Genomic DNA, 8,994 nt, shown 5'->3' with positions numbered 1-8,994 from the left:
CATTCCGTGAAACCCTTCGCCACTTTTTTCATACCACTTTGCCAGAAAAAGCGAAAGAACTCACGACTCGACTGACTGACAACTTTCAGATTTTAAAACCTGCATCTTCAAGTTAGATTGGTATATATCTGCCATTCATATTGTTTAGGAATTGGAAATAAATTGCGTCCGCAATGCCTGTACTTGATCACGAACGTTAGCCGCCTGTTCAAATTCAAGATCCCGTGCATGCTGGTACATTTTGTCTTCCAGTTCACGGATTTTAATCTCCAGTTCTTTTGCAGACAGTTTCTGGTAATCATCCGTACCCAAAGCAACTTTACCTTTTCCTTTGGTCTTCCCTCTGCCGTTAACCGGCTGACCAATTTTCAGTATGTCGCCAATTTTTTTGTTTAACCCTTTCGGCACAATACCATGTTCATCGTTAAACGCTTGCTGTTTGGCGCGGCGACGTTCTGTTTCGTCAATGGCTTTTGCCATGGAGTCGGTAATTCTGTCACCGTACAAGATAGCCTTACCATGCAGGTTACGTGCAGCACGACCGATAGTCTGGATCAGGGAGCGCTCGGAACGGAGAAATCCCTCTTTGTCCGCATCTAAAATCGCCACAAGAGAAACTTCCGGCATATCCAACCCTTCCCGCAGCAAGTTGATACCAACCAAGACATCAAACTCACCCAAGCGCAGATCACGGATAATTTCCACTCGCTCAACGGTATCAATATCTGAATGGAGATAGCGCACTCGTTCGCCATGCTCTTCCAGATATTCAGTCAAATCTTCCGCCATTCGTTTAGTTAAGGTCGTTACCAGCACCCGCTCATTTTTGACTGCACGGATACGAATCTCAGACAGCAGGTCATCTACCTGAGTCAACACCGGACGAACTTCAATCTCAGGATCAATTAGCCCGGTTGGACGCACTACCTGTTCAACAACATCATTAGCGGATTTCTCCAATTCATAGCGACCGGGAGTCGCTGAAATATAAATGGTTTGTGGTGCCAGATCTTCAAACTCCTCGAATCTCAGTGGGCGGTTATCCAAGGCCGATGGCAGCCGAAAACCATACTCCACCAATGTCTCTTTACGGGAGCGATCCCCCCGGTACATACCGCTAATCTGTGGAATGGTAACGTGGGATTCATCCACTACCAACAAACCATCTGCCGGTAGATAGTCAAACAGCGTCGGAGGCGCTTCACCTGCTGCGCGACCAGATAAGTAACGGGAGTAGTTTTCAATTCCTGAGCAATAACCCAGTTCATTCATCATTTCGAGGTCGAATTGTGTACGTTGGGTGATACGCTGCTCTTCCAGCAATTTATCTGATGCCAATAGCACCCTGCGTCGTTGTTCCAATTCAACCTTAATCTCTTCCATCGACTCAAGAATACGTTCACGCGGGGTGACATAGTGAGTTTTGGGATAGACAGTATAACGCGGCACATTGTACTGAACCTGACCAGTCAGCGGATCAAACAAAGAAAGTCGTTCGACTTCATCATCGAACAATTCCACACGTAACGCGTGCTCATCCGATTCTGCCGGGAAAATATCAATGACTTCACCACGTACCCTAAATGTTCCACGCTGAAATGCCTGATCGTTGCGGGTATATTGCAATTCTGCCAAACGGCGCAGGATAGCGCGCTGATCGATTAACATTCCATCCGTTAAGTGAAGCATCATTTTCAGGTAGCTATCTGGATCACCCAGACCATAAATAGCGGAGACTGATGCCACTACAACCACATCCCGACGCTCCAGCAAGGCTTTTGTTGCCGATAAGCGCATCTGCTCAATATGTTCATTTACCGAAGCATCTTTTTCAATAAACGTATCTGAACTGGGCACATAGGCTTCGGGTTGATAGTAATCATAGTAAGAAACAAAATATTCCACTGCATTTTCAGGGAAGAACGCTTTCATTTCGCTATAAAGCTGTGCCGCCAATGTCTTATTGGGGGCAAGGATCATAGTTGGTCGATTTAAGTTTGCGATAACATTAGCTACTGTGAAAGTTTTACCCGATCCTGTTACACCCAAAAGTGTCTGGTGTGCCAGCCCATCTTCCAGTCCTTCCTGCAATTGTCTGATAGCCGATGGTTGATCACCTGCCGGCTTGAAATCAGAATGTAACTTAAATACTTTGTTTGTTTCTTTACTCATCTTCTTCCCGCCATCATGTATAAAAATACCCCACGCCATCCATACACTCAAAAAGCCTGTTTATGATACTGGATAAAAAACCAGCTTCAAGTGAGTTAATAAAATAATATTGTTTTTATTTCAAGGAAAGGTAAGTGAGGTTCTGTAACAAAGAAAACTTACTATAACTTATAGTGACATTAACTATTAATTAACATTATTGACGGCTATTTTTATCCCCAGATAATGCGCTTGCTTTTTCCTATTTTTGTATTAGCTACTGAAATGATAAAGCATCGAGTAGCAAAGGGATGAAGAAAGGAATTGCTTTTATTTAATTAGTTGATTTTATTGATTTAAAAATTAAAGGAGAGAATAACAGCAAATCTCGCGCAAACCGCGTATTATCTTGCGTGAGGATGCTTTTATAAAACTAATACACAAGGTTATCCACAGGAATAGTGGATAACTCAGCAAACCCTATTAGGCATGGGAGCTTGCGGAGTTATTTCTGTTTGTGATTTTTTCCAATAGCAGGATATTTTTATCCTGTTTTGAACTCAATTCACACTATTTTTTGATAAAAAATGTTTCAATCCTTGTTGAAAGAAAACATTTTTCGCATCATGAAACTGATCCGGATATTGTTATATGTATTAATTTTAGCTAACGCTAAGTAAACAATTAGTTAACTAATGAAGCAATGTTTATATATTCTCCTATTTTACTGTTATCACATGATTCACTCAGATGAGGAATAACACCCAATAAAGGAGCTGGGATCATACGCTTCAACGTTTCCAGATAGGCTGCCTGATGTTTACCGGCAGGTTCAATTTCATTAGCAACCCAACCAACCAGATTCAGTCCAGAGTATTGGATAGCTTTTGCTGTCAGCACCGCATGGTTAATACAACCTAACTTAATACCTACGGTCAAAATCACGGGTAAATTCTCCTGAATCACCCAATCAGCAAAAGTCGTATTTTCCGATAATGGTGTATACCAACCTCCTGCTCCCTCTATCAAAACCCAGTCCGCTTTTGTCGTCAATATTTCTAATCCCTGCGAGAGTACTGAAAAATCAATCGGTTGATTAAGCTCTGCACTCACAATATGAGGCGAAGTCGGTTCAACAAATACCAAGGGGTTCACTTCCTGATATGTTAATGACACCGAGCTGTTATGCTGTAAGGCCAATGCATCACCATTACGTATTCCTTCCCCCGTGATTTCACTCCCTGATGCCACTGGTTTATAACCCGCAGTTCGATATCCTTTTCGATTAGCCGCTTGCAACAGTGCACAGCTAACAACTGTCTTACCTACTTCAGTATCGGTTCCGGCAAGAAAATATTTACTTGTCACAATAAATAACTCCAAAAGCAATTTGATAGCTCAACGGGTAATCCCCATTATGGCGTGGGTATACCTCAGCAAGGGTGTTTAAACGTTTTCTGGTCATCAATCCCTGCTGGCAACCATGATGAAGGTGTGTTGCACCAATTCCTTTCAGGGAATTCAGCAAAGGCAGGAGTTGAGGATAATATTGGCAATATTGCCGACTGATGATTTTATGCCGATATGGCTGGCATGCTTGCGTGATTGTCCGCAGCGGCAAAAATTGGTTAATGTGCCGATAATCATCCACCTGCTTCCATGCAGTTTCCAGCTCATGCAGTGATCCCTGTACAAGGGTGGAAAAAACGATAAGACCACCGGAACGGGTAACGCGATAAAACTCCCGTAATGCGTGTGGCAGGTCATTACACCATTGCACCACCAGATTACTGAAACACATATCTATGCTGTTATCCGCCAGTCCCAGGTGCTCAATGTCTCCTTGCAGATAATAATCAGCAACCTGTTGCTCCTGCGCATGGCTTAACATACCGGAAGCCAGATCCAGTGCAATAACTTGCTTACCTTGTTGTGTCCAACGTGCGCTGAAAAAACCGGTTCCACATCCTGCATCCAATACCTGAGTCCCGATATTTTCTGTCTGTGCCAACTCCATCAAATATTCACCGGTTTGCTGTTGCAGTTTAGCCACCGTGTCATACTTTGAAGCCGCTCGCCCAAAAGCCCCTGCAATCGCTTGTTTATTGACAGAATTAACAGCCAGAGTCATGCAAGGCCTCCAGTAATATATCAATGTCCTGCCGTGTATGGCTTGCTGTCAGTGTAATGCGCAAACGGGCACTTTCAGGAGGAACTGTTGGTGGTAGTATCCCCTTAACCCATACTTTCTTCTGTCTGAGTACCTGAGATAACATGATACAAAGTTCATTATCCCCGATGATTAATGGCTGAATAGCAGTTTCTGAATCTATCAGGGAAAAAGGCAAATGCTGCGCTTCATGGCGAAAATAGCGGATGTTATTTTGCAACGTTTGGCGTAATGCTTCCCCGGCTCTGATTTGTCGCACTGCTTCGGAAATTGCGACTGCCTGCGCAGGCGGCATTGAAGTGCTGTAAATCAGATGCCGGGCATATTGGATCAGATATTCTGCCGTTTGTTCATCACACAAAACCGCCGCACCACTCAATCCGAACGCTTTACCGAAAGTAACAATCAGAATTTCCGGTTTAACATTTTGCATCCAGCAACTGCCTCGGCCTTCATCACCGTGAATACCAATGCCGTGGGCATCATCTACCATCAGCCAGCTTTCCGTTGATTTTGCTTGCTGCATAATGAGTTCGAGCGGAGCACGATCGCCATCCATGCTAAAAATACCTTCCGTAACCACCAGCGTTTTCCCCGGACACTCTTTTGACAGATATTGCTTCAAAGAGTCCATATCGTTATGCAGAAAACGCCGAAGTTGTGCGGGAGATTGCATGGCTGCTTCCATCAACGAAGCATGACTGAGGCGATCAGCAATAACGCGGTCGTCTTTTTCCATCAAAGCTGCAATTACGCCTTGATTAGCGGCGTAACCGGAAATGAATAATAGGGCGTGGGAATATCCCAACCATTCAGCCAATTGCTGTTCTAAAGTATGATGTGCGGTCGTATAGCCCGTTACATGCCCTGAGCCTCCACTGCCTACACCATATTGCTCAGCACCTTGTTGCCATGCAGCAATGATTTTGGGGTGCTGGCTCAGCCCAAGATAGTCGTTACTGGAGAAATTCAGGTATTGGCCATCTGAAGTGAATAATAAACGTCCATCAGAACCCTGATGGACTTGTCTATTACGCCATAGCGAGGTTCCCCGACGTTCGGCCAAACGTCGGGAGAGTGAGTCTGACCAGCTCATTATATTGCCGCGTTATAAAATTGTTCATCATCAGCATTATGAATAATGGCTTCCGTCAAGTTCTGCTGCTGTTGCTTATCACCAAATGCCGTTTTTGTCTGTTGAGGATTTATCCCCAAACGACGGAACAGTTGCAAATCGTTATCTTCATCTGGGTTTGGTGTAGTCAGTAATTTACAGCCGTAAAAAATGGAGTTGGCCCCCGCCATAAAGCACATGGCCTGAGTCTGTTCGTTCATTTGCTCACGCCCTGCGGATAAGCGGACATGAGATTTTGGCATCATAATTCTCGCCACTGCGATGGTGCGGATGAAATCGAAAGGATCCACCTCTTCATTATCTTCTAATGGAGTACCTTTCACTTTTACTAACATATTAATCGGCACACTTTCCGGCGGCTTGAGTAAATTGGCCAGTTGTACCAACAATGCGGCCCGGTCACGGATTTGTTCACCCAGACCCACGATCCCACCCGAGCAAACTTTGATGCCGGCATCCCTGACATTATCCAATGTATCCAGCCTGTCCTGATAGCTGCGGGTCGTAATGATATTGCCGTAAAATTCTGGTGAGGTGTCTAAGTTGTGGTTGTAATAGTCCAGACCTGCCTCTGCCAAACGCTGTGCCTGAGATTGGTTCAGCATTCCCAGTGTCATGCAGGTTTCCATTCCCAGCTCTTTAACTTCTTTGACCATTTTCTCTAAATATGGCATATCGCGCTCATGCGGATTTTTCCACGCGGCTCCCATGCAAAAACGAGTTGAACCCGCATTTTTGGCTTTATGCGCTGACTCGATGACTTTTTCCACTTCCATCAACCGTTCTTTTTCCAGACCAGTTTTGTAGCGGGAACTTTGTGGACAATATTTGCAATCTTCTGGACAAGCACCGGTTTTAATCGAAAGTAAAGTACTGACTTGCACTTGCTGCGGATCAAAATGTTCGCGGTGTATCTGTTGTGCCTGAAATAACAATTCAAAAAAAGGTTTATCAAACAACTCTTGTGATTGCTTGACAGTCCATGGTTGACGCTCACTCACAATAACATCTCCAATGAGAAAAATATTGCCAGTTTAAATAACGCCGTTATCATGTCAACCAAAATGAGATCACAAAGGTTTACAAAGAAGTTATGATGAACCCTTCAGATATTGAATTTGATCTGCGCCATATTTGGCATCCTTATACATCCATGACTCATCCCCTGCCCACCTATCCCGTTGTATCAGCAGCGGGTGTGGAGTTGGTTTTATCAGATGGCCGTAAACTGATTGATGGTATGTCTTCGTGGTGGGCGGCGATTCACGGTTATAATCATCCTGCACTTAACGATGCCGCTAAATCACAGATCGACAAAATGTCCCACGTCATGTTCGGCGGAATCACCCATCCTCCTGCGGTTGAACTGTGTAAACAATTAGTGGCGATGACACCTGATCCTTTGGAATGTATTTTTTTGGCAGATTCAGGATCTGTTGCCGTAGAAGTTGCCTTGAAAATGGCACTACAATACTGGCAGGCCAGAGGAGAAAAACGCCAGCGTTTTCTGACCCTGCGTCATGGCTATCATGGCGATACTTTTGGCGCCATGTCTGTTTGTGATCCTGATAATTCCATGCATGGCCTGTATAACGGTTATCTGCCAAACCATTTGTTTGCCGATGCCCCTCAGTGTCAGTTTGGTGATGAATGGCGATCAGAAGATACTGATTCTTTCAAGCAATTATTATTGCAATATCATGATGCAATCGCAGCCGTGGTTCTGGAACCGATTGTGCAAGGTGCGGGTGGAATGCGGATTTACCATCCCGAATATCTGCGTCAGGTTCGTCAGCTCTGCGATAAGTATCAGATCTTACTCATTGCAGATGAGATAGCTACCGGATTCGGCAGAACCGGTAAACTATTTGCCTGTGAGCACGCACAAATCAATCCAGACATTTTATGTTTAGGCAAGGCGTTGACGGGGGGCTATATGACGTTATCAGCAACAATCACCACCCGACATGTTGCAGAGACTATCAGTCAGGGAGAAGCAGGCTGTTTTATGCATGGCCCGACTTTTATGGGAAATCCGCTGGCTTGTTCCGTTGCCAGCGCCAGCCTGAAATTACTCTCTGATAGCCCGTGGCAACAACGCATTCAATTAATTGAGACTCAGCTAAAAACAGAATTACTTCCTCTTAAATTACACAATTCAGTCAAAGATGTCCGGGTTTTAGGGGCTATAGGTGTTATTGAAATGGAACAGCCTGTTGATGTTGCTTCGCTACAGCGTCATTTTGTCCAAAATGGCGTGTGGATTAGACCATTTGGCCGATTAATTTATTTGATGCCACCTTATATTATTCAACCGGAACAATTATCTAAACTAACAACTGCAATTTTTGCTGCAATAAATTAAAGAGTAACAGTCAGCATGAATACTATGCTGACTGTTATTGAAAAAAAGAAATAATGTTATATCTATACCCAATGGATTTTTAATTGCAGCACGATGACAAGAGAGCGGTTCCCTTAATATAGATAACGATGCAACAGGGAAAGCGAGAAAAGTCAATAAAGCGATGATTTGAAAGACGATGGGTAGATGCTTTAAAGGAATTATTTAATGTTTAAAATTCCATTATTGTTAATTTCTAATAAAAAATAAAAGTCCATTAAAGCATTCTCAAAAATCAATCATTGATAAATATTAATAATAAATTCGTTGTCCTCCATACTATGTTAAAAAAATTTTTCTGATATATTCCATTCTAAAATCACATCGATAAAAAACCAAATAGGAATATATTATGAATACAGAAAACGTAATCTTACCTTCTAATGAAGAAATGCAAAACGTATTTGAGATGTCTCAAAATCAATATAAAAAAGAAATATCTCATTATGAAATGCTGGTAAAAGAAAAACCTGAACTCGCCCATTTATTTGCAGAAACTTTAAATGAGGAAGCTTCAACCAGCCCTGTGTTAAACTTAACAGAATCTGTTAGTGGGTACTTTAATATCAATACTTTTTATCAATATGGGTATTACCCTTTTATCCAAGTATCATCTTATCCTGTCATTATTGGAAATGAACAAAATGTTGGTAAAAATACTCATTTTAATGGCTATGTCCATGGAGGATATAACCAAATACCACAGGTAAGCATTAATAATGTTCACCTTTCTGGTGTGGTTAGACATGCTCAAACCATTATAAATGCATCACTAAACTTCCAAGTTTTTATTAATCCGAAAAACATTGTATTGCGTCTTTATAGAGGAAATGTTTATTTAGGCGATTTATTTTCCGTGTATCAAAACAATCTTTTTGTTACACATCCTCTTGTTTTATCTGGTGTTGGTACTTTTACCCTAATCTAATATCAGACAATAAATAAGTTTTCATAATAGTAATACACTCAAATTATGAGCATTCCTTACTCCTTGCTGTGTGAGGAGTAGGGAAGTAAAATCAAATTCTGGCAAATAAACAGGGCGAGCGGCAGGAAAAGCTCGTTTATACCATGCCACTCCAGCTTTAACATCAGGAACAGGAATAAGTAAAGTTGCAGGTTTCATAATCATTA

8 protein-coding genes and 1 pseudogene are annotated in these 8,994 nt (G+C 42.6%); 3 read left to right on the top strand and 6 right to left on the bottom strand.

The window, feature by feature from the left end; translation table 11 throughout:
• A pseudogene (locus tag AACQ81_RS12740) lies at positions 1–116 on the top strand (IS630 family transposase); the annotation flags it as partial.
• Positions 117–144: 28 nt separating this feature from the next.
• Here AACQ81_RS12740 and uvrB read toward each other — a convergent pair.
• The 5 genes from uvrB to bioB form a co-directional block, all read right to left on the bottom strand.
• On the bottom strand, positions 145–2,172 hold the full coding sequence (uvrB, locus tag AACQ81_RS12735; RefSeq protein WP_237387541.1) for an excinuclease ABC subunit UvrB: 2,028 nt from the start codon (positions 2,170–2,172) through the stop codon (positions 145–147).
• Positions 2,173–2,835: 663 nt separating this feature from the next.
• On the bottom strand, positions 2,836–3,519 hold the full coding sequence (bioD, locus tag AACQ81_RS12730) for a dethiobiotin synthase (RefSeq protein WP_237387540.1): 684 nt from the start codon (positions 3,517–3,519) through the stop codon (positions 2,836–2,838).
• Entirely contained in the window at positions 3,509–4,282 is a 774-nt protein-coding gene (gene bioC, locus AACQ81_RS12725) for a malonyl-ACP O-methyltransferase BioC (protein WP_237387539.1), read from the bottom strand. Before bioC ends, bioD begins: the two co-directional genes overlap by 11 nt.
• Positions 4,266–5,417, bottom strand: a complete 1,152-nt coding sequence (bioF, locus tag AACQ81_RS12720) for an 8-amino-7-oxononanoate synthase (protein ID WP_237387538.1) — start codon at positions 5,415–5,417, stop codon at positions 4,266–4,268. The genes bioC and bioF overlap by 17 nt, the downstream gene beginning before the upstream one ends.
• Positions 5,417–6,457 carry a biotin synthase BioB gene (gene bioB, locus AACQ81_RS12715; protein ID WP_237387537.1) on the bottom strand — a complete coding sequence of 347 codons (1,041 nt, stop codon included), beginning with the start codon at positions 6,455–6,457 and terminating at the stop codon, positions 5,417–5,419. Before bioB ends, bioF begins: the two co-directional genes overlap by 1 nt.
• A gap of 95 nt (positions 6,458–6,552) precedes the next feature.
• Here bioB and bioA point away from each other — a divergent pair, with 95 nt between their 5' ends.
• Together bioA and AACQ81_RS12705 are read left to right on the top strand one after the other, a co-directional pair.
• Positions 6,553–7,821 carry an adenosylmethionine--8-amino-7-oxononanoate transaminase gene (bioA, locus tag AACQ81_RS12710; RefSeq protein WP_237387536.1) on the top strand — a complete coding sequence of 423 codons (1,269 nt, stop codon included), beginning with the start codon at positions 6,553–6,555 and terminating at the stop codon, positions 7,819–7,821.
• 391 nt (positions 7,822–8,212) lie between these two features.
• On the top strand, positions 8,213–8,788 hold the full coding sequence (locus AACQ81_RS12705) for a hypothetical protein (protein WP_237387535.1): 576 nt from the start codon (positions 8,213–8,215) through the stop codon (positions 8,786–8,788).
• 21 nt (positions 8,789–8,809) lie between these two features.
• Here the strand turns inward: AACQ81_RS12705 and AACQ81_RS12700 are convergent, their stop codons facing one another.
• Positions 8,810–8,986: a hypothetical protein gene (locus AACQ81_RS12700; RefSeq protein WP_237387534.1), complete on the bottom strand. Its 177-nt coding sequence runs from the start codon at positions 8,984–8,986 to the stop codon at positions 8,810–8,812.
• Positions 8,987–8,994: the final 8 nt, after the last annotated feature.

This window comes from Xenorhabdus sp. Sc-CR9 (assembly GCF_963897815.1).
In the GTDB taxonomy this organism is placed as follows: domain Bacteria; phylum Pseudomonadota; class Gammaproteobacteria; order Enterobacterales; family Enterobacteriaceae; genus Xenorhabdus.
Note: the sequence above shows the minus strand (reverse complement) of the source record. Positions and strands in the feature narration are given on the sequence as shown.

Coding starts and splice junctions, on each gene's coding strand:
- uvrB (WP_237387541.1), bottom strand. CDS start 2,172: ATGAGTAAAGAAACAAACAAAGTATTTAAGTTACATTCTGATTTCAAG.
- bioC (WP_237387539.1), bottom strand. CDS start 4,282: ATGACTCTGGCTGTTAATTCTGTCAATAAACAAGCGATTGCAGGGGCT.
- bioF (WP_237387538.1), bottom strand. CDS start 5,417: ATGAGCTGGTCAGACTCACTCTCCCGACGTTTGGCCGAACGTCGGGGA.
- bioA (WP_237387536.1), top strand. CDS start 6,553: ATGAACCCTTCAGATATTGAATTTGATCTGCGCCATATTTGGCATCCT.
- AACQ81_RS12705 (WP_237387535.1), top strand. CDS start 8,213: ATGAATACAGAAAACGTAATCTTACCTTCTAATGAAGAAATGCAAAAC.
- AACQ81_RS12700 (WP_237387534.1), bottom strand. CDS start 8,986: ATGAAACCTGCAACTTTACTTATTCCTGTTCCTGATGTTAAAGCTGGA.